Raw genomic sequence first — 22,672 nt, forward strand, 5'->3', positions numbered from 1 at the left:
CGCCACCACCGGCACGTCCATCGCCGCCGCCACCACCGGCACGTCCATCGCCGCCGCCACCACCGGCACGTCCGCCGCCGCCACCGGGCACCCCACCGCCGACGTGACCACCGGCCCGGCCGCGCCCGCGCACACCGGGGAGGCGCCGGACGACGAGCGGCTGCGCCGCTGGCGGCTCCTCCTCGGCGGCGGGGAGGCCGACGGCACCGGCCGTGCGCTCACCGGCACCGACGCAGCCATGGACAGAGCGCTCACCGCGCTCTACGGCCGCGGGAACCAGGGCGGCGACCGCACCGGACGGGACCGCTCGGCCGGGCTCGGCGCCTCCGCCCCCTCCGTCGCCCGCTGGCTCGGCGACATCCGGACGTACTTCCCCAGCTCCGTCGTCCAGGTCATGCAGCGCGACGCGATCGACCGCCTCGGCCTCGCCACCCTGCTCCTGGAGCCGGAGATGCTGGAGGCCGTCGAGGCGGACGTCCATCTCGTCGGCACCCTGCTCTCCCTCCACCAGGCCATGCCCGAGACGACCAGGGAGACCGCGCGGGCCGTCGTGCGCAAGGTCGTCGACGATCTGGAGAAGCGCCTCGCCGCCCGCACCCGCGCGACCCTCACCGGCGCCCTCGACCGCTCCGCCCGGATCAGCCGCCCCCGGCACCGGGACATCGACTGGGACCGGACGATCCGCGCCAACCTCAAGAACTGGCTGCCCGAGCACCGCACGGTCGTCCCCGAGCGGCTGATCGGCCACGGGCGTGCCTCCCGGGCGATACGGAAGGAGGTCGTCCTCTGCGTCGACCAGTCCGGCTCCATGGCCGCCTCCGTGGTCCACGCCTCCGTCTTCGGCGCCGTACTCGCCTCCATGCGGTCGATCGCCACCCGGCTCGTCGTCTTCGACACCGCCGTCGTGGACCTGACCGACCGGATCGAGGACCCCGTCGACGTCCTCTTCGGCACCCAGCTCGGCGGCGGCACCGACATCAACCGCGCCCTCGCCCACTGCCAGTCGAAGATCACCCGGCCCGCCGACACCGTCGTCGTCCTCATCAGCGACCTGTACGAGGGAGGCATCCGCGACGAGATGCTGAAGCGGGTCGCGGCGATGAAGGCCTCCGGCGTCCAGTTCATCGCCCTGCTCGCCCTCTCCGACGAGGGCGCCCCGGCCTACGACCGCGACCACGCGGCGGCCCTCGCCGCGCTCGGCGCCCCGGCCTTCGCCTGCACCCCCGACCTGTTCCCGGAGATCATGGCCGCCGCCCTGGAGAAGCGCCCGCTGCCGATACCCCCGGTCTGACCGGCCGACCGGGCCTGACCGGCCGACCGGGTCTGACCGGCATGCCGGACGGCCCGGCCGCCTCGCTCCGCCGCTTCCGTCTGCCCGGGGCCGGGGTGCGGAATTCGTCGTCGCCGGACCACCCGCACGGGTGTCCCGGACCCCACTGAGTCCCATATCACACCTGCCTCGGAACGGCCCTCACCCGTCTTCCCGGCGCGTCGTGAGGGGCCGGGAGGCCGTGCCCCGCCTGCCGCGCACGCCGTACGGCGCCACCCCCCGCCCCCTACGGCCGACCCCGTGGCCCCTACAACCTGTGACCCGTATCACCGCTCTGTTGTGATCTGCGATTTAGGGACCCGCGCCCCTCGGCGATAACCTGCGAGACGGACATGCCGCGTCCACGGTCACCGTGTGCGCCTCCCTTGTGACAGCGCAGTCACGTTGCCCTTCGCGGCACGCCCACGCAGACAACGAACCGCGATCATCAGAAAAGGGACGGACGCGCGTGGACCTGTTCGAGTACCAGGCGAGGGACCTCTTCGCCAAGCACGGTGTACCGGTGCTGGCCGGTGAAGTCATCGACACGCCTGAGGCGGCGCGCGAGGCCACCGAGCGTCTTGGCGGCAAGTCGGTCGTCAAGGCGCAGGTGAAGGTCGGTGGCCGCGGCAAGGCCGGCGGCGTCAAGCTGGCGGCGAACCCGGACGAGGCCGTCGCCCGTGCGACGGACATCCTCGGGATGGACATCAAGGGCCACACGGTCCACAAGGTGATGATCGCCGAGCTGTCCCCGGAGATCGAGGCGGAGTACTACGTCTCGTACCTCCTCGACCGCACCAACCGCACCTTCCTCGCGATGGCGTCGGTGCAGGGCGGCATGGACATCGAGGAGGTCGCGGAGAAGACCCCCGAGGCCCTCGCGAAGGTCCCGGTCAACGCCGTCGACGGCGTCGACATCGAGAAGGCCCGCGAGATCGTGGCCCTGGCGAAGTTCCCGGCCGACGTGGCCGAGGGTGTCGCCGAGGCCCTGGTGACCCTGTGGGACACCTTCGTCGCCGAGGACGCGCTCCTCGTCGAGGTCAACCCGCTGGTGAAGACCAAGGACGGCCGCATCCTGGCCCTGGACGGCAAGGTGTCTCTCGACGAGAACGCCGACTTCCGCCAGCCGGGCCACGAGGCGCTCGAGGACAAGGCCGCAGCCAACCCGCTCGAGGCTGCCGCCAAGGCCAAGAACCTCAACTACGTCAAGCTCGAGGGCGAGGTCGGCATCATCGGTAACGGTGCCGGTCTGGTCATGTCGACCCTGGACGTCGTCGCGTACGCCGGTGAGAACCACGGCGGCGTGAAGCCGGCCAACTTCCTCGACATCGGTGGCGGCGCCTCCGCCGAGGTCATGGCGAACGGCCTGGAGATCATCCTGGGCGACCCGGACGTCAAGTCCGTGTTCGTCAACGTCTTCGGTGGCATCACCGCCTGTGACGAGGTCGCCAACGGCATCGTCCAGGCTCTGGAGCTCCTCGCCTCCAAGGGCGAAGAGGTCACCAAGCCGCTGGTCGTGCGCCTCGACGGCAACAACGCGGAGCTGGGTCGCAAGATCCTGTCGGACGCGAACCACCCGCTCGTGCAGCGCGTGGACACCATGGACGGCGCGGCCGACAAGGCCGCCGAGCTCGCGGCTGCGAAGTAAGGGACGAGGTCAAGCACACCATGGCTATCTTCCTCACCAAGGACAGCAAGGTCATCGTCCAGGGCATGACCGGTGCCACGGGCATGAAGCACACCAAGCTCATGCTGGGTGACGGCACCAACATCGTCGGTGGCGTGAACCCGCGCAAGGCCGGCACGTCCGTCGACTTCGACGGCACCGAGGTCCCGGTCTTCGGCTCCGTCGCCGAGGCGATGAAGGAGACCGGCGCCAACGTCTCGGTCCTCTTCGTCCCGCCGGCGTTCGCGAAGGCCGCCGTGGTCGAGGCGATCGACGCCGAGATCCCGCTGGCCGTCGTCATCACCGAGGGCATCGCCGTCCACGACTCCGCCGCCTTCTGGGCGTACGCGCAGGCGAAGGGCAACAAGACCCGCATCATCGGTCCGAACTGCCCCGGTCTCATCACCCCGGGCCAGTCCAACGCCGGCATCATCCCGGGCGACATCACGAAGCCGGGCCGCATCGGCCTGGTCTCGAAGTCCGGCACGCTGACGTACCAGATGATGTACGAGCTCCGTGACATCGGCTTCTCGTCCGCCGTCGGCATCGGTGGCGACCCGGTCATCGGCACCACGCACATCGACGCCCTCGCGGCGTTCGAGGCGGACCCCGACACCGACCTGATCGTCATGATCGGTGAGATCGGCGGCGACGCCGAGGAGCGTGCGGCCGACTTCATCAAGGCCAACGTCACCAAGCCGGTAGTCGGCTACGTCGCGGGCTTCACCGCGCCCGAGGGCAAGACCATGGGCCACGCCGGCGCCATCGTCTCCGGCTCCTCCGGCACCGCCCAGGCGAAGAAGGAGGCCCTCGAGGCCGCCGGCGTCAAGGTCGGCAAGACGCCGACCGAGACGGCCAAGCTCGCGCGCGCTATCCTCGCGGGCTGAAACGGCCGTAGCCGCGGGTTTCCGCGGTGGCTGTAGCTGTACGAGAGGGCCCCGCCCCCGCCCGGTTCACCCGGGCGGGGGCGGGGCCCTCTCGTATGCGGCGACTCGGCGGCCGCTACTCGGCGGCCGGGATCAGCCGCTCCGGACCCGGGTTCGGCTCGGAGCGCAGCCGGTCGCGGAGCTCCAGGTCCTCCGGGCGGAGCTTCTGCGGGCCACCGCGGACCGGGACGCCGTTGACGGTCTCGCCGGGGGCGTTCACCGGGATGTAGCGGGTCGGAGCGGTCGCCGCGGTGAAGCCCGTGACGCCGATGAGGACCGCCGTCACCCCCAGCACCGCGCGCGTCCACGTCCGCGTCCGGCGTTCGCTGCCGGACCGGACCGTGCGGGCCGCCGGGAGGGTCGCCGTCGGCGCCTCCGTGACCAGCGCGCCGAGCCGCTCGTGCAGGGCGTCGGGATCGGCCAGCTCCGGGACCCGCTTGGCGAGGACCGTGCGGGCGTGCAGCAGCCGATGGGCCGCGGCGGGGGTGCTCGCCTCGGTCTCGGCGGCGGTCTCCGGCAGGTCGAGTCCGAGCCCGTCGTAGAGCAGGACGGTGCGGCGGTACGGCGCCGGCAGATCGAGGAGCGCGGTGAGCAGGGCCCGGCGGCCCGCCTCGGTGGGCGGTGCGTCGGGGTGCTTGTGGGTGCGGCGCAGCCGGTGCCAGGGGGAGAGGGCGTACTCGTACGCCGTCGCCCGCACCCAGCCCACCGGGTCCGCGTCGACGGCGACCTCGGGCCAGCGTTCCCAGGCGCGGTGGAAGGCGTGCTCGACGGACTCCCGGGAGAGCCGCCGCCGGCCGGTCAGCAGATACGTCTGGTGGACGAGGCCGGGCGCGGCCTGCGCGTACAGCGCGTCGAACGCCTCCTCGGGGGTGAGGCCCGGGACGGCGGGCGGCCCGGGAGGCCTCTCCGCCACGGCCTGCGGGGCCTCGGCCGGGACCGGTTTCAGCCGTTCCTGAGGCCTCGGGGCGCCCTTGCGGGCCGGACCTCCGGCGATGACGGGGGAGGGGGAGGGAGCCTTGGGCGGCTTGGCGGCCCGCTTCGCCGCGGCCTTGGGGCGGACGCTCGCCGCGGGGGCGGGGGCCGGTCCCTGGGTTTTCGCCGGGGTCTGCGGCCGTACGGGTGACGGTGGCCCGGAACGCGGCTCGGCGGGCTTCTCCGGGAGGGGTGCGGAGTCCGGCCGGGAAGGGGAGGGCGACTCCGCGGGGGCGGGCGCGTCGGCCGGCCCGTGGGCGCCGAGCAGTCTCGCGTACGCCTCGCGCTTGCGGCCCCGTGGTGCCGAACGTCCGGTCTCCCATGCCTTGACCGTGGCCTTCGTGACGCCCATGGCCTCGGCGACCTGCTCCTCGCTCAGGGCGAGGGCCTCACGCAACCTGCGCCGCTCCTTGGGGGACGGCAGAGTGACGGAGGATGCGGAATCCGTGGTGCTCCGGCTCATCGGCGTCGACCTCCCGCAGAGCTGCTGTGGGCGGAAAAGTACATAAACGTATATTGGGCGACACAGCGGAGGTTTGCCTGTTACGCGACGAAAGCGCGTGTCGTTGGGAGCATGACTCCGTGACCCATGTGACCGAGCATCCCCTGGTCCGCGGCGGCCGTTCCGCGGCGCTCGCCACCGCCTGCGTCCGGGGCGGGGTCGCCGCCGGACTCGGACTCGGCGCCCTCGCGGTCCTGGTGACCGCCGGCTGGATCAGCTCCCCGTACCCCGACAGCGGCCCCGGCGGCGCCCTGCACCTGGCCGCCGGGCTCTGGCTGCTCGCCCACGGAGTGGACCTCGTCCGCACGGACACCCTGTCGGGGCTGCCCGCGCCCCTCGGCATCGTGCCGATGCTCCTGACGGCCCTGCCCCTCTGGCTCGTCCACCGGGCGACCCGCGACACCCTCGACGGGGCCGACGACGGCGACCGGCGGCCCCCCTCCGCGGGCGGTGCGGTGGCCGCCGTGACCGGGGGGTACCTCCTGGTCGCCGCCGCGGTGGTGGTCTACGGCGAGAGCGGTCCGCTGCCCGCCGAACCGCTCAGCGCCGGGTTCTGGCTGCCCGCCGTCGTGGTGGGCGCGGCCGGGGCGGGCGTCTGGACGGCGTTCGGACGCCCGCTGCCCGCTCAGCGCCAGGCGGCCGCCGCCCTGCGGGCGACCGGGCTCGGTCTCGTCACGCTGTGCGGCGGCGGCGCGGTCGTCGCGGCGGTCTCGCTCGCCTGGCACGCGGGCGAGGCGCAGACCGCGTACGCGGGTCTCACGGGGGAGTGGTCGGGGCGGGTGGCGGTGCTGCTGCTGGTCCTCGCGCTGCTGCCGAACATGGCCGTCTGGGGAGCCGCGTACGGGCTCGGCCCCGGCTTCACCCTCGGCACGGGCGCGCTCGCGACCCCGCTGGGCCTCGTCGGTGACCCGGCGGTACCGCACTTCCCGCTGCTCGCCGCGCTGCCCGACGACGGGCGCGGCGGCTGGATCCACTGGGCGGCCGCGGCGGTCCCGCTGACCGCCGTGCTGCTCCAGGGTGGCCGGGTGGGCCGCGCGGCGCGGACCTGGACGGCCCGGGACACGTCGCTGACGGCGCTGGGCGCGGCCTGGGGCTGCGGTGCGGTGGTCGCCGTGCTCTCGGCCGCGGCGGGCGGTCCGCTCGGCACGGCCCGGCTGTCGGCGTTCGGTCCGGTGTGGTGGCAGACGGGCGCGGCGACGGTCCTGTGGGGTGCCTGCGTCGGGGTGCCGGTGGCTCTGGGGGTACGGGCCTGGGGCCGCCGCGTCCCGCGCGCGAAGCGGCCGCCGCTGTCCGGGGAGGCCCCCGCGGTGGAGATGAGGGCGGCGCGGGCGGTGGCGGCCGTGCCCACGGGGCCCGGGGCCGGTTCCGTACCCGTCGGCGGTCCCGTACCCCCGCCGACCGCCTCGGCCCCGGACGCGGCGGAGACCGGGGAGGCGCACCGGGACGCCGCTCCGGCGGCGCCCGTCGGGGCGGCCGGAGCGAAGGCCGCCGGCCAGGGGCTCGACGACGGCCCGCCGTACGACACCTACGACCCGTACGGCGACTCCGTCTTCGAGCCCTACGACTACCTTCCGGCGGCCTGGGAACCCGGGGCGCCGCCCCCGCCCCCGCCCCCGGCGACGCCCTAGGGGCCCGCTACTCCCGGACCCCGAAGCCCGCGCGGAGCGGCTTCGGCAGGAGGTCGTTGCAGGCCAGCTGACCGGCGTGGGTGAGGGCGTCGTCGCGGCACTCGTAGAAGTCGCTGTAGACGAGCTGCATGGTGAAGCCCACCGCGACGATCATCAGGGCCACGCTCGCCGCGACCAGACCGCTGATCGCGGCCGTCCGCATCGAGCGGAGCGGGGCCGCCGTGGCGCCCTGCCCCGAAGGCCGGCCCAGGGGCTGCCCGGGGGCCTGTCCCGAGGGCTGGGACGCCGCTCCGGCCGGCGGCTGTGAGGTCGGCGACAGCTCGTCGGACGGCTTCGGCTTGGTGCGCAGCGAGCTGATCGCCCAGTAGACGCCCAGGGCGCCGAGCAGCAGCGCGAGTTCCGGGATCTCGAAGATGGCGAAGAAGAAGGCCCACATGCCGGCGAGGATCGCGTACCGCGCGCGCCGCTGCGCCGGGTCCGTCGGGTCCCAGCGGAGCCCCCGTCCGCCGCCGCCCTGGCCGGGCCCATCCTGGCCGGGTCCGCCCTCCGGCCCTCCCTGGCCGCCGCCCTGGCGCTCGGGCCCACCGCCGAAGCCGTCGTCCGAGCGACCCGGCTGGCGCGGGCTCCAGCGGCCGTCGGACGGCCCCGACGAGCCGGAGCCCCCGGACGATTCGTCGTCCGAGCCCTCCGGTCGCCGCGGCTGCCACGGCTGGTCCGGCCGACCCTCGGGCGGCGGCGCGAACGGGTTGTTGTCGTCCGTGGACTGGCGTTCCGGCATCTGCTGAACGTCTTCCCTCTGTCGTCGCGACCACGGCCGCACCCGTGGTCTCCGCTGCTGTCTCGTCCGCCGCCGTCCGGGTCTTCGACCGGTGCAGGTCGGGTGCGCGTCCGGCGTCGGACCTTGACGCTACCGCCCTGCTCCGCCCCCGTCCCGTGGGGGCCGTCCGGTGTGCCGGTATCGTTGCTGACGGTCGAGCCATTCGTAGGGTTCCCCGTATCGAGCGGCACGATTCGTTCGTACGACCGTACAAACACCACGGAAAGAGTGACCCAGTGGCTGCCGCCCGCCTCGTCGTCCTGGTCTCCGGTTCCGGTACCAATCTGCAGGCCCTCCTCGACGGCATCGCCGCCGACCCCGAGGGCTACGGCGCGGAGATCGTCGCCGTCGGCGCCGACCGCGACGGCATCGCCGGTCTGGAGCGCGCCGAGCGCGCCGGACTGCCGACCTTCGTCTGCCGGGTCAAGGACCACGCGACCCGCGAGGAATGGGACCGCGCCCTCGCCGAGGCCACCGCCGCGTACGAGCCGGATCTCGTCGTCTCGGCCGGCTTCATGAAGATCGTCGGCAAGGAGTTCCTCGCCCGCTTCGGCGGCCGGGTCGTCAACACCCACCCGGCTCTGCTGCCCAGTTTTCCCGGTGCCCACGGGGTGCGTGACGCCCTCGCCTACGGCGCGAAGGTCACCGGGTGCACCGTCCACTTCGTCGACGACGGTGTCGACACCGGCCCGATCATCGCCCAGGGCGTGGTCGAGGTGCGGGACGAGGACGATGAAGCCGCTCTGCACGAGCGCATCAAGGAAGTCGAGCGCTCACTGCTCGTCGACGTCGTGGGGCGCCTCGCCCGGCACGGCTATCGCATTGAGGGACGAAAGGTTCATGTCGGTGAACACGGACACCGTTAAGCCCATCCGCCGCGCGCTGGTCAGCGTCTACGACAAGACGGGGCTCGAGGAACTGGCCCGCGGTCTGCACGAGGCCGGTGTCGAGCTCGTCTCCACCGGCTCCACGGCCGGGAAGATCGCCGCCGCCGGTGTGCCGGTCACCAAGGTCGAGGAGCTGACCGGCTTCCCCGAGTGCCTGGACGGCCGCGTCAAGACCCTCCACCCGCGCGTGCACGCCGGCATCCTCGCCGACCTGCGCCTGGAGTCGCACCGCGAGCAGCTCGCCGAGCTCGGCGTGGAGCCCTTCGACCTGGTCGTCGTGAACCTCTACCCCTTCAAGGAGACCGTCGCCTCCGGCGCCACTCCCGACGAGTGCGTCGAGCAGATCGACATCGGCGGCCCTTCGATGGTCCGCGCCGCCGCCAAGAACCACCCGTCCGTGGCGATCGTCACCAGCCCCGAGCGGTACGCCGACGTCCTCGCGGCCGTCCAGGCCGGTGGCTTCGACCTGACCGCGCGCAAGCGCCTGGCGGGCGAGGCCTTCCAGCACACCGCCGCCTACGACGTGGCCGTCGCCGCCTGGTTCGCCGACGACTACGCGGCCGCCGACGACTCGGGCTTCCCCGACTTCCTGGGCGCCACCTACGAGCGGAACAGCGTCCTGCGCTACGGCGAGAACCCCCACCAGGGCGCCGCGCTGTACGTCGACGGCACGGGCGGCCTCGCCGAGGCCGAGCAGCTGCACGGCAAGGAGATGTCGTACAACAACTACACGGACACCGACGCCGCGCGCCGGGCCGCGTACGACCACACCGAGCCCTGCGTCGCGATCATCAAGCACGCCAACCCGTGCGGCATCGCGATCGGCGCCGATGTCGCCGAGGCCCACCGCAAGGCCCACGCCTGCGACCCCCTGTCCGCGTTCGGCGGCGTCATCGCCGTCAACCGCCCCGTCTCGGTCGCGATGGCCGAGCAGGTCGCGGAGATCTTCACCGAGGTCATCGTCGCCCCGGCGTACGAGGACGGGGCCGTCGAGGTCCTCGCCAAGAAGAAGAACATCCGCGTGCTCAAGGCCGAGGGCGCCCCGAGCAACCCGGTCGAGGTCAAGCCGATCGACGGCGGTGCGCTGCTCCAGGTCACCGACCGTCTCCAGGCCGAGGGCGACGACCCCGCGAACTGGACCCTGGCGACCGGTGAGGCGCTGTCGGCCGACGAGCTCGCCGAGCTGGCCTTCGCCTGGAAGGCCTGCCGCGCGGTCAAGTCCAACGCGATCCTGCTCTCCAAGGACGGCGCCTCGGTCGGCGTCGGCATGGGCCAGGTCAACCGCGTCGACTCCGCGAAGCTCGCGGTCGAGCGGGCGGGCGAGGAGCGGGCGCGCGGCTCCTACGCCGCCTCGGACGCCTTCTTCCCCTTCCCCGACGGCCTGGAGATCCTCACCGCGGCCGGTGTGAAGGCGGTCGTGCAGCCGGGCGGATCGATGCGGGACGAGCTGGTCGTCGAGGCCGCGAAGAAGGCCGGCGTGACGATGTACCTCACGGGGACGCGCCACTTCTTCCACTGAGCCACGCCCCACGGGCGGCCCGCCGACACCCTTCGGGGGTGCCGGGGGGCCGCCCGTCGGCGCATGAGGAACGTCACCGGCGGATTTCCGGGCCCCACGGAGGGCCCGGGAGCCCCGGAAGGTCCCGTCGGCGGCAGGTCCGCCGATCGGGTGGACTCTGGTCTAATGGGTTGCTCTTTTGTCGGCCACTGGTAGTGGGGGCGTGGTGTTGGACGTACAGAACAGGTCCGCCGAGGAGGCCGGCACCGGCGCTCCGGGCGCCGCCGCCGCCGGGTCGCCGGACGGCCTCGCGCCGGCCCCGCTCCGCCCGTACCTCATCCTCGCGGGCGTCCTGTGCGGTCTGTACTTCCTCTACTCCTGGGTGCAGTACGCGCACTTCCGCACCCCGTCCTGGGACCTCGGGATCTTCGGGCAGTCCGTCCGGGCGTACGCCGAGTTCCGGGCCCCGGTCGTCGACATCAAGGGCCCCGGCTTCCACATACTCGGCGACCACTTCAGCCCCGTCACGGCGCTCCTCGCGCCGCTGTACTGGGTCTGGTCCTCGCCGGTCTCGCTGCTCTTCGCCCAGGCCGCGCTCTTCGCCTCCGGCGCCGTCGTCGTCGGCCGCACCACCCAGCAGATCCTCGGCAGCCGGGCCGCCGGCATCGGCCTCGCGCTCGCGTACGGGCTCTCCTGGGGGCTCCAGGAAGCCGTCAAGTCCGACTTCCACGAGATCGCCTTCGCCGTCCCCATGCTCGCCCTGACCTGCCGGGCCCTGCTCCTCGGGCGCTGGACCGCGGCCGCCGCCTGGGCCGCCCCGCTCGTGCTCGTCAAGGAGGACATGGGCCTGACCGTCTCGATGGTCGGCGTGGTCCTCTTCCTGAAGGGCCGGAAGCGGCTGGGCGCGGCCCTGGCCGGCTTCGGCGTGGCGGCGTTCGCGCTCACCGTCCTCGTCCTGATCCCGGCGGCGAGCCGGGTCGGCGAGTACGACTACTGGTCGAAGATCGAGAAGACCGGACAGGGTACCGAGACCTCCTTCGGCCAGGTCATCGGCGACGCCCTCACCTCGGGCGAGCGCTGGGAGATGGTGGTCTTCCTCCTCGCGATCACCGGCTTCCTCGCGCTGCGCTCCCCGCTGGTCCTGCTCGTGCTGCCCACGCTCGGCTGGCGCTTCGTCTCCCAGGACCCCAACCACTGGGGCATGCACTGGCACTACAGCGCCATCCTCATGCCGGTGGTCTTCCTGGCCCTGGTGGACGGCGTCCGTTCCGTGCGCACCTCCCCGCGCGCGTGGCTCGCCTCGTACGGGAAGGTCGTCGTCCCGGTGGCGACGGCGGTCGCGCTGGTGCTCGCCGCGAACCTGCCGCTGCGGGAACTGACGAAGCCGGAGACGTACCGGACGGACGTCCGGGCCGAGCAGGCGCGGGCGGCGGTCGACGCGGTGCCGGAGGGCGCGAGCGTGGAGGCGGACGTCTCGCTCCTCGCCCACCTCACGGCGGACCACCGGGTCTACTGGGTCGGCACGTCGAAGGGCGCCACCCCGGACTACCTCGCCTTCGACCTGCGCGGCTGGTCGCAGCAGGTCTCGGACCCCGAGCAGCTGGCTTCGCAACTGCATCCGGAGGCGCGGTACGAGATCACCCACCGCTCGGACGGTTTCGCGGTCCTCAAGCGGGTCTGACCCGGCTGACACGACGGGGGCCCGGTTCCGTCCGGAACCGGGCCCCCGCCATGGGTGGATCAGTACTGCTGCTTGTTGCGGTTGAACCAGGCCGAGCCGTCCGACTTCGCCACGAAGACGATGATCAGGATGCCGAGGACGAGGCTCACGATGCCGAGAGGCAGCGAGAAGATGCTGAACAGCACGGCGAACGCGGCCCACACGATGGCGCCGATGCGGACGCCGTTGCCGCCGGACTTGACCTTGACGGCGAGCACCATGCCGAGGACGGCGAAGATGAGCGAGACGATGCCCGCGCCGATCAGGATGCCCTGGCCCAGGTCGGCGAACGCCTCGGCGTCGGCGGACGAGGTGCCCGCCTTCTCGAGCTCGCTGTCGACGGCGAAGGACATGCCGATCGCCGCGATGCCGCCGAGCAGGTTGAACGCGGCGAGGATCCACAGCATCACGCGCGCGGACTTCACACCGCCCGGCATCTCCATGGCCATGCCCGGGTAGCCGCCCCCGCCGTACGGGGAGACCGGCGGAGCCGCCGGGTAGCCGTAGCCCTGCTGCGGCGGCACGCCCTGGGGGGCCTGCTGCGGGTAGCCGTAACCGGGCTGCTGGCCCTGGCCCTGACCCTGCGGCTGGCCGTACGGGTTGTTCGGGTCACCGAAGCTCATCGCGGGTTTCCTCCGTGAAATTTCTCTGTGCGGGGACGACGCGGCCCGCGCGGAGGACTTTTCACGGGATGTGAGCGGATTCCCCCCGGCACTTTCCGCGGTACTTCGCCGATCATCGTGGTCGCTTGGTCGACTTTTTGTCCAGTCGATACGCATCGGAGTTGTGCAAGTGCAACCCGTCGCTCCCCGTGACCGGCCGCCGGGCACGAGCGAATTGGAAGAAGGCGGGGGTCATCCGGGAGGATGGCTCCATGAGCGCCCAGATTCTCGATGGCAAGGCCACCGCAGCCGCGATCAAGTCCGATCTGACCGTCCGTGTGGCGGCCCTCAAGGAGCGGGGCGTCACCCCCGGCCTCGGCACCGTCCTGGTCGGCGACGACCCGGCGAGCCACAAGTACGTGGCCGGGAAGCACCGCGACTGCGCGCAGGTCGGCCTGGCCTCGATCCAGCGCACGCTGCCCGCCACCGCCACCCAGGAGGAGATCGAGGCGGTCGTACGGGAGCTCAACGAGGACCCGGCCTGCACGGGCTACATCGTGCAGCTCCCGCTCCCCAAGGGCATCGACGAGAACCGCATCCTGGAGCTGATGGACCCGGCCAAGGACGCCGACGGTCTGCACCCGACCAACCTCGGCCGGCTCGTCCTCAACGAGCCCGCCCCGCTGCCCTGCACGCCGAACGGCGTCATCACGCTGCTCCGCGCGCACGGCGTGGAGATCAACGGCGCCGAGGTCGTGGTCGTCGGTCGCGGGGTCACCATCGGCCGCCCGATGCCGCTCATCCTCACCCGCCGCTCCGAGAACGCGACCGTGACCCAGTGCCACACCGGTACCCGGGACCTGTCGGCGCACCTGCGGAACGCCGACATCATCGTCGCGGCGGCCGGTGTGCCGCACCTGATCAAGCCCGAGGACGTGAAGCCGGGCGCGGCCGTCCTCGACGTCGGTGTCTCCCGCAACGGCGAGGGCAAGATCGTCGGCGATGTGCACCCGGGCGTCTCCGAGGTGGCCGGCTGGATCTCCCCGAACCCCGGCGGCGTCGGCCCGATGACCCGCGCCCAGCTCCTCGTCAACGTCGTCGAGGCCGCCGAGCGCGCGGCCGCGGCGCTCTGACGTGACCCCCGGAACCCCGGGCACGGCCGGGACCCCGGACGGGGCGGCCGACGGCCCGTCGAAGAACGGGACCGCACGCGCCCCGCGCTCCGGCGGCGCGAACGGGGCTGCCGCGAACGGTGATGCCGGGACCGAGGCTGCCGGGACCGAGGCCGCCGCGAAGGGGGCTGCCTCGACCGCGGGAGCCACGGCCTGGAAGCGGCCCGCGCCCAGCCTCACCACCGACACCGCGCGGCCCGAGGGCGGCGGCCGGGCGGCCCCCGGCGACGCCCCGGCCCCCGCCCGTCAGTGGCCGCTGCTGACCGTGCTCGGTCTCGCCGGGCTCGGTCTGCTCGTGGTCGGGACGGACGCCTTCCCGCAGTCCTTCCGCGTCGGCACGATGCTGGTCGGTGCGGCGCTCCTCGTGGGGGCCGCGCTGCGTCGGGTGCTGCCCTCGGTCGGCATGCTCGCCGTACGGTCCCGCTTCACGGACATGATCACGTACGGGGTCATGGGTGGCCTGATCGTGCTGCTCGCGCTCATGGTGCAGCCGGCGCCCTGGCTGAAGATCCCGTTCCTGGAGGACATCCTCCATCTGACGGTCACCTGACGGTCGCCCGGCCTCCGGACGACCCGGACGACAGGTGGCGCGGCGCCCGCCCTCTCCCCCGTGGGAGGGCGGGCGCCGCTGCGATCAAGGGTCATGTACGTGCCAAGGTCGGTTCAAGGGCCGACCGGGCGCTGTGGCACGGAAGTGACCATTCCGGTACCTCGGCTGCGCATCCGGGGCGCGCATCGCCCCCGGACCTGCCATCCTTCGGTGGAGCAGGGGAGACGCGGGAGGCACGGGACAAGGGGGACCGCCATGCCTGGCTGGAAGGCGCTGCCGGAGGAACTCGATCCGGACGTCCGCGCGTTCACGGAACGGCTCCGCCGTCTCGTCGACCGCAGCGGTCTCGGCGTCACGGCCGTCGCCGAGCGCACCGGTCACGAACGGTCCGCGTGGGACACGTACCTGAATGCCCGTCAGTCCGTGCCCCGCGGCGCCGCCGTGGCGCTCGCCGAGGTGACCGGGAGTGACCCGGCGTCCCTCGCGACCGACTGGGAGCGCGCGGAGCGTGCCTGGGCCCGTACCACCGCGCCCGCCGGGGACAGGGGCGGCGCCGGGGCGCGGCCCGCGCGCGAGCCCGAGGACGCCGACGGCGGCCGCCCCCGCGACCCCGGGGGTGACGACCGCACCATGGAGATCCGGCGCCTGGACCGGCCCCGCCCGGAGGTTCCCCTCCCCGCCCCCGACGCGCCCGCCTCGCGTACACCCGACTCCCGTCGCCGCAAGGTCCTGCTCTACGCCACCGGCGTCATCGGCGCGCTGCTCGTGGTCACCGCCGCCCTGCTGCTCGTCGACCTCGGCGGCGGCTCCGAGGGCCCCGGCGAGGGCCACAGGGCGGCCGCCCCGCCCACCACCACGGCCCCGCCCGCCACCCGGCCCGCGAGCCTGCCCCCCGGCGTGCGGTGCGCGGGACCCGACTGCACGGGCAAGGACCCGGAGGCCATGGGCTGCGGCGGCCCCCTCGCCACCACCGTCGCCCGTGCCGCCGTCGGCGCCGCACAGGTCGAGGTCCGCTACAGCGAGACCTGCGGGGCGGCCTGGGCCCGGCTCACCGGCGGCGCGCCCCGGGACGCCCTGACGATCCGCGCCGGGGACGCCGAGCGGCGCGCCACCGTCGCCGCGGGAACCGACACGGCGACGGCGGAGACCGACGCGTACACGCCGATGGTCGCCGTCGCCCCCGGCACGGCCGCCCTGGCCTGCGGGCAGCTCGCCGACGGCAGCGAGGGCTGTGTCACCGGCCCGTGAACGGGTAGGCGGACGGGTGACGAAGGCCCGGCGGAGGGCCCGCAGTGAGCCGCACCACAAGGGGGTGGGGATTCACCGGGGCCCGGGTCGGATAGCCTGACCGCTGGATATCTCTTCATGTCGAGACACCGATCGATCAAGAGAGCTATCCCGCACCAGGGGCAGGGACCCCCACCGCCAGCTGTCTTACGGAGATCGCCATGACCCGCACTCCCGTGAATGTCACCGTGACCGGCGCGGCCGGCCAGATCGGCTACGCGCTGCTCTTCCGCATCGCCTCCGGCCACCTGCTCGGCGCGGACGTGCCGGTCAAGCTGCGCCTCCTCGAGATCCCGCAGGGCGTGAAGGCCGCCGAGGGCACCGCCATGGAGCTCGACGACTGCGCCTTCCCGCTGCTCAAGGGCATCGACATCTTCGACGACCCGAACAAGGGCTTCGAGGGCGCCAACATCGGCCTGCTCGTGGGCGCCCGCCCGCGCGGCCCGGGCATGGAGCGCGGCGACCTGCTCGCCGCCAACGGCGGCATCTTCAAGCCGCAGGGCCAGGCCATCAACGCCCATGCCGCGGACGACATCAAGATCCTCGTCGTCGGCAACCCGGCCAACACCAACGCCCTCATCGCGCAGCAGTCCGCCCCGGACGTGCCGGCCGAGCGCTTCACGGCCATGACCCGCCTGGACCACAACCGCGCCCTGACGCAGCTGGCCCAGAAGACCGGCGCCTCGGTCGAGGACATCAAGCGCCTCACCATCTGGGGCAACCACTCGGCGACCCAGTACCCGGACATCTTCCACGCGGAGATCGCGGGCAAGAACGCCGCCGAGATCGTCGACGACGAGGCGTGGCTGGCCGAGACCTTCATCCCGACCGTCGCCAAGCGCGGCGCCGCGATCATCGACGCCCGCGGTGCGTCCTCCGCCGCCTCGGCCGCGAACGCCGCCATCGACCACGTCCACACCTGGGTCAACGGCACCGCCGCGGGCGACTGGACCTCCATGGGCATTCCGTCGGACGGCTCGTACGGTGTCCCGGAGGGTCTCATCTCCTCCTTCCCCGTCACCACCAAGGACGGCAAGTACGAGATCGTCCAGGGCCTGGAGATCAACGACTTCTCGCGCGGCCGTATCGACGCCTCGGTGAAGGAGCTCTCCGAGGAGCGCGACGCGGTCCGCGAGCTCGGCCTCATCTGAGTCCCCGCTCCACGCGCCCGGCGCCCCCGAACCGTACGACCGACCGTACGGCTCGGGGGCGCCGTTTCTCATGCTCCGGAACGGGAGCCCGGGCCGGCCGTAGGCTGGGGCGGTCGGGCACCAGAGACATCGGCGGTATCGGAGGGATCGTGACCGGGAGCACCGCGGACGGCATCCACGTCACCAACACCGGGGGCAACGTCACCATCGGCGACCACAACACCGTCACCAGCACGGTGCACGGGGCCCCCGCGGCCCGTGATCCCCTGCAGGAGGAACTCCTGCAGGCCGTTCGCCGGCTCCGTGCCGACCTCGCCGGGGTCGTCCCCACCGAGCGGACGGCCGCCCTCGACGGCGAACTCGCCGACGCCGAGGCCGAGATCGAGAGCACGGGCCGCGCGGACGCGGGCCGGCTCGGCCGGGTGCGCCGCGCCCTCACGGACGCGGGCGCGGTGACCGGGATCCTCGCCTCGGGCGTGGCCGTCGGACAGGCGGCCGGCGCGTTGCTCGGCGGCTGAACCCGGCAGGTCCCGCGCGCCTCAACCCGTCGTGTTCTCGCGGAGCTTCGCCGCCAGCGCGGCCAGGTCGTCCCGTGCGCGAAGGAGCAGGCCGCCGCCGAAGGTGATCCGGGTCGCTCCGAGACGGCCGAGTTCGGCGAAGGACGGGCCGCCCTCCGGGGCCGCCAGCGTGTTGAGCGGGAGGTCGCCGAGGGCGGCGCGCAGGGCCGGGAGGTCGGCGGGCGGGGCCGTGATCGGGTAGACGCAGTCCGCCCCGGCCTCCGCGTAGAGCCGGGCGCGGGCGATCGCAGCCTCCAGCGGTACGGACGCCCCGCGGAGGTACACGTCCACGCGCGCGTTGACGAAGAGCCCGGGCCCCGCCGCCGCCCGCACCTCCGCCAGCCACGCGGCGTGCGCCCGCGGGTCCTTGAGCCGGCCGTCCGGCCCGGTGTCCTCCAGGTTCACGCCGACGGCCCCCGACTCCCGTACACGTTCGACCAGTTCGGCCGCCGGTAGCCCGTAGCCGCCCTCCAGGTCCGCCGTCACGGGCACGGAGACGGCCCGGACGATCCGGGTCACGGCGGCGAACATCTCCGCCGCGGGGGTCGCCCCGTCCTCGTACCCGAGGGCGGCGGCGATCCCGGCGCTCGGCGTCGCGAGCGCCGGGAACCCGGCCGCCTCGAAGGCGCGGGCGCTCACCGCGTCCCACGGGCCCGGCAGCACCAGCGGATCGCCGGCCGCCCGGTCCCGGTGGAGCTCACGCAGGACCCGGGCCGCCGGGCCGCCGGTCCCGCTCCCGGGCGTGCCCCCGTTCGTGCTCACGCGCTGCGCGGGGTGTAGTGGCCGGGCGTCATCCGGGTGGAGACGGCGATCCGGTTCCACGCGTTGATGACGACGATCGCGCTGATGACGCGGGCGAGTTCGGTCTCGTCGAGGTGCTTCGCGGCGCGGGCGTACACCTCGTCGGGGACGTAGCCGTCGGTGAGGACGGTGACGGACTCCGTCAGCGCGAGGGCGGCGAGCTCCCGCTCCGTGTAGAAGTGCCTGGACTCCTCCCAGGCGGAGAGCTGCACGATCCGCTCGACGGTCTCGCCCTCGGCCAGCGCGTCCTTGGAGTGCATGTCGATGCAGAAGGCGCAGTGGTTGATCTGCGAGGCCCGGATCTTGATCAGGTGGTAGAGGGTCGGGTCGATGTCCTTCGCCGCAGCCGTCTCCAGCCGGAGCATCGCCCGGTAGAACTCGGGCACGCGCTCGGCGAGGGGGAGGCGCGGGGCGTGCTCGTGGGCGTACTCGGCCGGCGCCGTGGCGTCGTCGGTGTCGAGGGGGCTGATGGTGTTCGTGTGCATGGTCATGTCTTCACCGTACGAGCCAGGTGGCTCAGGGGTATGGTCCATTCGTATGGCGAACGAGTGGGCCACTTTCGGGGCCGATCTCCATCTGGAACTGCGCGGTCCGCGGCTGCGGGCCGGACTCATGGACGCGCTCCGCGAGGCGGTGCGCAGCGGGCGTCTGGAGGCGGGCACCCGGCTGCCGTCCTCCCGGTCGCTCGCCGCGGACCTCGGCATGGCCCGCAACACCGTCGCCGACGCCTACGCCGAACTCGTCGCCGAGGGCTGGCTCACGGCCCGGCAGGGCTCCGGCACCCGGGTCGCCCGCCGCACCGAACCCCGTCGCGCCGAACCGCGCCGCGCCGAACCCCGTCGCGCCGAACCCCGCCGTCCGGAGCCCCGCCCCGGGGCGAGGCCCGCGGCCGCTCCGCCCGCGCGTGCCCTGCCACGGCCCTCCGCGCCCGCGCACAACCTGAAGGCCGGCACCCCCGACCTGGCGTCCTTCCCGCGCGCCGAGTGGCTCAAGGCGTACCGGCGGGCGCTCACCGCCGCCCCCAACGAGGCCTTCGGGTACGGCGATCCGCGCGGCCGTATCGAACTCCGCACCGTCCTCGCCGAGTACCTGGCCCGGGCGCGGGGCGTGTACGCCCGGCCCGAACGGATCGTCGTCTGCGCGGGCTTCGTGCACGGGCTGATGCTGATCGGGCAGGTGCTGCGGAGCCGGGGCGTCCGGGACGTCGCGATCGAGTCGTACGGGCTGGGTCTCCACGCGGGTCTCCTCACCGGCGCGGGCCTCGGCACCCCGGTCCTGCCCTTCGACGAACGCGGCACCCGGGTCGAGGAGTCGGGCCCCCTCGGCTCGGCCGGGGCCGTCCTGATGACGGCCGCCCACCAGTTCCCGCTGGGCGGCGCCCTGCCCCCGGACCGGCGTGCGGAGGTCGTCGACTGGGCGCGTGCCTCGGGCGGTTTCGTCCTGGAGGACGACTACGACGGGGAGTTCCGGTACGACCGCCAGCCGGTGGGCGCCCTCCAGGGCCTCGACCCCGAGCGGGTCGTCTACCTCGGCACCGCGAGCAAGTCCCTCGCCCCGGGGCTGCGGCTCGCGTGGATGGTGCTCCCGGAGAGCCTGGTCGGCGAGGTGGTGGCGGCGAAGGGGGTCGTGGACTGGGTGTCCAGCGCGCCGGACCAGCTGGCGTTCGCGGAGTTCCTGGGCTCGGGGGCGTACGACCGGCACGTACGGGCGATGCGGCTGCGCTACCGGCGGCGCCGCGACCAGCTGGTCGCGGCGGTGGCGGCGCACTCGCCGGAGACGAGGGTCAGCGGGATCGCGGCCGGTCTCCACGCCGTCCTTGCCCTGCCGCCCGGCACGGAGCAGGACGTGCTGCGGGCCGCCGCCTGGAACGGCCTCGCGGTCCAGGGCGTCGACCAGTTCCGCCGCCCGGGGGTGCCGGCGACCCTGGACGGTCTCGTCGTCGGCTACGCGACCCCTCCGGACAGCGCCTGGCAGAGCGCCCTCCGGACCCTCTGCCGGGTGCTGCCCCAGGCGCCGGGAGGCGGCTGAGCGGTGCCGAGTCCGGCGAGGGGCGCCCCGGCCCCGGTCCCGGGCCGTCCGCGCCCGGCCCGGGGCCGGGGCGTGGCTAGAGGTCCTTCCGCCCCGGGCCGTGGCCGCCCGCGCCGGGTCCCGGGGGGCCGCCCGGTCCCGCGCCCGGTCCCGCCGCCGCCCCCGCCGCCTCCACCGTTCGCCCGTTCGCGTCCACCTCCGGAGGTTCGCCGAAGCGGGCCAGGGTCAGGGAGCCCGCCACCGCGATCGCGAAACCGGTGACCGCGAGCCAGCCGAGGCCCTCCCGTGTGGTGTCGCCGAGCCAGGCCACCCCGATGATCGCGGGGCCGACCGTCTCGCCGAGCACCGCGCCCGCCGTCGCCGTGGTCACCGAGCCGCGCTGGAGCGCCGAGGTCAGCAGCACGAACGCGGCCCCGCCGCCCACCAGGAGCGCGTACCAGACCGGATCGGCGAAGTCGATGCCGTCGATCAGCCGGACCGCCACCTCGACCACCCCGAAGCCGAAGCCCGCCCCGAGGCCGAGGACGAGGGCGCGGGGCTTCGCGGGCAGCCGCCCGCCCACGACACCGAGCAGCAGCACTCCGAAGGCGCTCACGAGCAGGGCCCAGGGCAGCCAGTCGGGGCCGTCCTCGTGTCCCTCCTTCCCGGAGGCGAGGGCCAGCAGCGCGAGGCCGGCGCAGACCACGCCCACCGCCGTCCACTCCACCCGGCTGAGCCGCACCCGCAGCACCCGGGAGGCGATGACCGCCGTGACCGCCAGGCTCGCGGCGAGGGCCGCGCCCACGACGTAGATGGGCAGGGTCCGCAGGGCCACGATCTGCAGCACGAAGCCGAGGCCGTCCATGCAGAGACCGGCGATGTACCGCCACTGCCGCAGCACCCGCCACATCAGCGCGATGTCGACCCCGCCACCGGTCCCCGGTGACGTGGCACGGGCCCCCATCGCCTGGAGAACCGAGGCCGCACCGAAGCAGACGGACGAGGCGAGCGCACAAATCATCCCGAGTAGCACGAAATGACTCTAGGTGCTGCGGCTGGAATTGACCGGCCTACACTGTGCGGTCGCGACTGCGAAGGGGAGGGCCAGGGACATGCGGAGGCTGAGGTCGAGCACGGTCGTGCTCGGCGGGATGGGTGTGCTCGCGGCGACGATCACGGCGTGCGGATCCGACCCGGACAAGCGGTGCGTGGACCCGGTGACCCGGGAGGCGCTGCCCAGCTACGAGTGCGAGAGCGGCGGCGGCAGCGACGACGACGACAACGGCGGCACCACCCACCGGGGCTCGTACTACTACGGCGGCTCCCTGCGTGACAACCGCGTGAGCGGCGGCAGCTTCGACATGAAGGCCGTCGACACCGGCGGCTTCGGCTGTTCCGGTTCCGGCGGCGGCTGAGAGAGGTCCGGCACATGCGACGGCACACCATCGAGCCCCGTCCGGGCTGGCAGGAGACGGTGGAGGAGCAGGGGCTCGTCTACCCGCTGACCCGTTACCCGGACGATTCGCTGCGTCCGTACTGGGACGAGAGCGCGTACTACTCCTTCAGCCTGCCCGAGGTCGAGGCGCTCGAGGAGGTCGTCGAGGAGCTCCACGCGATGTGTCTCGCGGCGGCCGCGCACATCGTCGAGCGGGACCGGTTCGCCGAGCTGGGGATGACCGATCCGAAGCTCGCCTCCCTGGTCGCCGAGTCCTGGCGGCGGCGCGCCGAGCTTCCGTCCCTCTACGGGCGGTTCGATCTGCGCTACGACGGCACCGGCCCGGCCAAGATGCTGGAGTACAACGCCGACACCCCCACCTCGCTCGTGGAGGCCGCGAGCCCGCAGTGGTTCTGGATGGAGGAACGGTTCCCCGGCGCCGATCAGTGGAACTCCCTCCACGAACGGCTCGTCGACGCATGGCGGAAGCAGGCCCGCCTGCTTCCTCCCGGCCCCCTCCACTTCGTGCACTCGGACGGCGACGAGCTCGGCGAGGACCTGATGACGGTCGCGTATCTGCGCGAGACCGCTCAGCAGGCCGGGCTGGAGACCGAGGCCCTCTCCGTCGAGCGCATCGGCTGGGACCGGCTCTCGCGCCGCTTCGTGGACGACCGGCTCCGGTTCATCCGCAGCTGCTTCAAGCTCTACCCGTGGGAGTGGCTGACCACCGACCGCTTCGGCCGGCACGTCCTGGACACCCTCGACAACGGCGGCGGCACCGGGACCACCTGCTGGATCGAGCCCGCCTGGAAGATGCTGCTCTCCAACAAGGCGCTCCTGGCGATCCTGTGGGAGCTCTACCCCGGCCACCCCAACCTGCTGCCCGCCTACCTCGACGGACCACGGGAACTCGCCACGAACGGCGGCTGGGTCGCCAAGCCGCTGCTCGGCCGCGAGGGCGCGGGCGTCACCCTGCACGAGGCCGGCACGGAGCCGTTCGTGCGGGACGGAGAGCCCTGCTGCTACCAGGAACTGGCCCCGCTGCCCGACTTCGACGGCAACCGGGTGGTGCTCGGCGCGTGGGTCGTCGAGGACGAGGCGGCGGGACTCGGCATCCGGGAGTCGGCGGGCCTCGTCACCGACGAGTACGCCCGCTTCCTCCCGCACGTGATCCTGTAGGGCGCG

21 protein-coding genes are annotated in these 22,672 nt (G+C 73.5%); 15 read left to right on the forward strand and 6 right to left on the reverse strand.

Annotated elements, in window-relative coordinates; genetic code table 11:
* Positions 1 to 103 precede the first annotated feature (103 nt).
* The 3 genes from OG392_RS22340 (at position 104) to sucD (ending at position 3,862) form a co-directional block, all read left to right on the forward strand.
* The gene (locus OG392_RS22340; protein WP_443055089.1) at positions 104 to 1,291 is read left to right on the forward strand and encodes a VWA domain-containing protein; all 1,188 of its coding nucleotides are present in this window, start codon (positions 104 to 106) and stop codon (positions 1,289 to 1,291) included.
* Positions 1,292 to 1,778: 487 nt separating this feature from the next.
* The gene (sucC, locus tag OG392_RS22345) at positions 1,779 to 2,957 is read left to right on the forward strand and encodes an ADP-forming succinate--CoA ligase subunit beta (protein ID WP_329282126.1); all 1,179 of its coding nucleotides are present in this window, start codon (positions 1,779 to 1,781) and stop codon (positions 2,955 to 2,957) included.
* 20 nt (positions 2,958 to 2,977) lie between these two features.
* Complete coding sequence (sucD, locus tag OG392_RS22350) at positions 2,978 to 3,862, forward strand: succinate--CoA ligase subunit alpha (protein ID WP_189832909.1); 885 nt, start codon at positions 2,978 to 2,980, stop codon at positions 3,860 to 3,862.
* 115 nt (positions 3,863 to 3,977) lie between these two features.
* Here sucD and OG392_RS22355 read toward each other — a convergent pair whose 3' ends face one another.
* On the reverse strand, positions 3,978 to 5,336 hold the full coding sequence (locus OG392_RS22355) for a helix-turn-helix domain-containing protein (RefSeq protein ID WP_329282128.1): 1,359 nt from the start codon (positions 5,334 to 5,336) through the stop codon (positions 3,978 to 3,980).
* 119 nt (positions 5,337 to 5,455) lie between these two features.
* On the opposite strand from OG392_RS22355, the gene OG392_RS22360 reads away from it, so the two are divergent.
* Entirely contained in the window at positions 5,456 to 7,003 is a 1,548-nt protein-coding gene (locus OG392_RS22360; protein ID WP_329282130.1) for a cell division protein PerM, read from the forward strand.
* Positions 7,004 to 7,010: 7 nt separating this feature from the next.
* Here OG392_RS22360 and OG392_RS22365 read toward each other — a convergent pair whose 3' ends face one another.
* Positions 7,011 to 7,781, reverse strand: coding sequence for a hypothetical protein (locus OG392_RS22365; protein WP_329282132.1), 771 nt, complete (start codon positions 7,779 to 7,781; stop codon positions 7,011 to 7,013).
* A 275-nt stretch (positions 7,782 to 8,056) separates the two neighbouring features.
* Between OG392_RS22365 and purN the strand changes: the two genes are divergently transcribed.
* The 3 genes from purN (at position 8,057) to OG392_RS22380 (ending at position 11,886) form a co-directional block, all read left to right on the forward strand.
* A complete protein-coding gene (purN, locus tag OG392_RS22370) occupies positions 8,057 to 8,686 on the forward strand; it encodes a phosphoribosylglycinamide formyltransferase (RefSeq protein WP_189832905.1) in 630 nt (209 codons plus the stop codon).
* Positions 8,661 to 10,226: a bifunctional phosphoribosylaminoimidazolecarboxamide formyltransferase/IMP cyclohydrolase gene (gene purH / locus OG392_RS22375; protein ID WP_329282136.1), complete on the forward strand. Its 1,566-nt coding sequence runs from the start codon at positions 8,661 to 8,663 to the stop codon at positions 10,224 to 10,226. The genes purN and purH overlap by 26 nt, the downstream gene beginning before the upstream one ends.
* 205 nt (positions 10,227 to 10,431) lie before the next feature.
* Positions 10,432 to 11,886 carry a DUF2079 domain-containing protein gene (locus OG392_RS22380; protein WP_329287395.1) on the forward strand — a complete coding sequence of 485 codons (1,455 nt, stop codon included), beginning with the start codon at positions 10,432 to 10,434 and terminating at the stop codon, positions 11,884 to 11,886.
* A gap of 59 nt (positions 11,887 to 11,945) precedes the next feature.
* On the opposite strand, the gene OG392_RS22385 is transcribed toward OG392_RS22380, so the two are convergent.
* Complete coding sequence (locus OG392_RS22385; RefSeq protein ID WP_329282139.1) at positions 11,946 to 12,548, reverse strand: hypothetical protein; 603 nt, start codon at positions 12,546 to 12,548, stop codon at positions 11,946 to 11,948.
* A 251-nt stretch (positions 12,549 to 12,799) separates the two neighbouring features.
* Between OG392_RS22385 and OG392_RS22390 the strand changes: the two genes are divergently transcribed.
* The 5 genes from OG392_RS22390 to OG392_RS22410 all read left to right on the forward strand — a co-directional run bounded on the left by OG392_RS22390 (position 12,800) and on the right by OG392_RS22410 (position 17,205).
* Positions 12,800 to 13,660: a bifunctional methylenetetrahydrofolate dehydrogenase/methenyltetrahydrofolate cyclohydrolase gene (locus OG392_RS22390; RefSeq protein ID WP_030318483.1), complete on the forward strand. Its 861-nt coding sequence runs from the start codon at positions 12,800 to 12,802 to the stop codon at positions 13,658 to 13,660.
* A gap of 1 nt (position 13,661) precedes the next feature.
* Positions 13,662 to 14,249 carry a DUF3017 domain-containing protein gene (locus OG392_RS22395; protein WP_329282141.1) on the forward strand — a complete coding sequence of 196 codons (588 nt, stop codon included), beginning with the start codon at positions 13,662 to 13,664 and terminating at the stop codon, positions 14,247 to 14,249.
* 255 nt (positions 14,250 to 14,504) lie between these two features.
* Positions 14,505 to 15,497: a helix-turn-helix domain-containing protein gene (locus OG392_RS22400; protein WP_329282144.1), complete on the forward strand. Its 993-nt coding sequence runs from the start codon at positions 14,505 to 14,507 to the stop codon at positions 15,495 to 15,497.
* A 200-nt stretch (positions 15,498 to 15,697) separates the two neighbouring features.
* Entirely contained in the window at positions 15,698 to 16,687 is a 990-nt protein-coding gene (locus tag OG392_RS22405) for a malate dehydrogenase (RefSeq protein ID WP_329282146.1), read from the forward strand.
* Positions 16,688 to 16,836: 149 nt separating this feature from the next.
* Complete coding sequence (locus OG392_RS22410; RefSeq protein ID WP_443054837.1) at positions 16,837 to 17,205, forward strand: hypothetical protein; 369 nt, start codon at positions 16,837 to 16,839, stop codon at positions 17,203 to 17,205.
* Positions 17,206 to 17,226: 21 nt separating this feature from the next.
* On the opposite strand, the gene OG392_RS22415 is transcribed toward OG392_RS22410, so the two are convergent.
* Positions 17,227 to 18,006, reverse strand: a complete 780-nt coding sequence (locus OG392_RS22415; RefSeq protein WP_329282148.1) for an isocitrate lyase/PEP mutase family protein — start codon at positions 18,004 to 18,006, stop codon at positions 17,227 to 17,229.
* The gene (locus tag OG392_RS22420) at positions 18,003 to 18,536 is read right to left on the reverse strand and encodes a carboxymuconolactone decarboxylase family protein (protein WP_443054838.1); all 534 of its coding nucleotides are present in this window, start codon (positions 18,534 to 18,536) and stop codon (positions 18,003 to 18,005) included. The genes OG392_RS22415 and OG392_RS22420 overlap by 4 nt, the downstream gene beginning before the upstream one ends.
* A gap of 46 nt (positions 18,537 to 18,582) precedes the next feature.
* Between OG392_RS22420 and pdxR the strand changes: the two genes are divergently transcribed.
* Entirely contained in the window at positions 18,583 to 20,073 is a 1,491-nt protein-coding gene (gene pdxR, locus OG392_RS22425) for a MocR-like pyridoxine biosynthesis transcription factor PdxR (protein WP_329282152.1), read from the forward strand.
* A gap of 76 nt (positions 20,074 to 20,149) precedes the next feature.
* Here pdxR and OG392_RS22430 read toward each other — a convergent pair whose 3' ends face one another.
* Positions 20,150 to 21,073 (reverse strand): hypothetical protein, encoded by a 924-nt coding sequence (locus OG392_RS22430; RefSeq protein ID WP_329282154.1) that lies wholly within the window; start codon positions 21,071 to 21,073, stop codon positions 20,150 to 20,152.
* A 91-nt stretch (positions 21,074 to 21,164) separates the two neighbouring features.
* Here OG392_RS22430 and OG392_RS22435 point away from each other — a divergent pair, with 91 nt between their 5' ends.
* Positions 21,165 to 21,467 carry a hypothetical protein gene (locus OG392_RS22435; protein ID WP_329282157.1) on the forward strand — a complete coding sequence of 101 codons (303 nt, stop codon included), beginning with the start codon at positions 21,165 to 21,167 and terminating at the stop codon, positions 21,465 to 21,467.
* Positions 21,468 to 21,481: 14 nt separating this feature from the next.
* A complete protein-coding gene (locus OG392_RS22440; protein ID WP_329282159.1) occupies positions 21,482 to 22,666 on the forward strand; it encodes a glutathionylspermidine synthase family protein in 1,185 nt (394 codons plus the stop codon).
* Positions 22,667 to 22,672 lie beyond the last annotated feature (6 nt).

Origin of the sequence: Streptomyces sp. NBC_00691, assembly GCF_036226665.1 — a bacterium.
GTDB lineage: Bacteria > Actinomycetota > Actinomycetes > Streptomycetales > Streptomycetaceae > Streptomyces.

What these genes read in the sequence shown, in the direction of transcription:
- sucD (WP_189832909.1), top strand. Translation starts at nt 2,978, where the DNA reads ATGGCTATCTTCCTCACCAAGGACAGCAAGGTCATCGTCCAGGGCATG.
- OG392_RS22355 (WP_329282128.1), bottom strand. Translation starts at nt 5,336, where the DNA reads ATGAGCCGGAGCACCACGGATTCCGCATCCTCCGTCACTCTGCCGTCC.
- OG392_RS22365 (WP_329282132.1), bottom strand. Translation starts at nt 7,781, where the DNA reads ATGCCGGAACGCCAGTCCACGGACGACAACAACCCGTTCGCGCCGCCG.
- purH (WP_329282136.1), top strand. Translation starts at nt 8,661, where the DNA reads ATGTCGGTGAACACGGACACCGTTAAGCCCATCCGCCGCGCGCTGGTC.
- OG392_RS22385 (WP_329282139.1), bottom strand. Translation starts at nt 12,548, where the DNA reads ATGAGCTTCGGTGACCCGAACAACCCGTACGGCCAGCCGCAGGGTCAG.
- OG392_RS22390 (WP_030318483.1), top strand. Translation starts at nt 12,800, where the DNA reads ATGAGCGCCCAGATTCTCGATGGCAAGGCCACCGCAGCCGCGATCAAG.
- OG392_RS22400 (WP_329282144.1), top strand. Translation starts at nt 14,505, where the DNA reads ATGCCTGGCTGGAAGGCGCTGCCGGAGGAACTCGATCCGGACGTCCGC.
- OG392_RS22405 (WP_329282146.1), top strand. Translation starts at nt 15,698, where the DNA reads ATGACCCGCACTCCCGTGAATGTCACCGTGACCGGCGCGGCCGGCCAG.
- OG392_RS22420 (WP_443054838.1), bottom strand. Translation starts at nt 18,536, where the DNA reads ATGACCATGCACACGAACACCATCAGCCCCCTCGACACCGACGACGCC.
- pdxR (WP_329282152.1), top strand. Translation starts at nt 18,583, where the DNA reads ATGGCGAACGAGTGGGCCACTTTCGGGGCCGATCTCCATCTGGAACTG.
- OG392_RS22430 (WP_329282154.1), bottom strand. Translation starts at nt 21,073, where the DNA reads ATGATTTGTGCGCTCGCCTCGTCCGTCTGCTTCGGTGCGGCCTCGGTT.
- OG392_RS22435 (WP_329282157.1), top strand. Translation starts at nt 21,165, where the DNA reads ATGCGGAGGCTGAGGTCGAGCACGGTCGTGCTCGGCGGGATGGGTGTG.
- OG392_RS22440 (WP_329282159.1), top strand. Translation starts at nt 21,482, where the DNA reads ATGCGACGGCACACCATCGAGCCCCGTCCGGGCTGGCAGGAGACGGTG.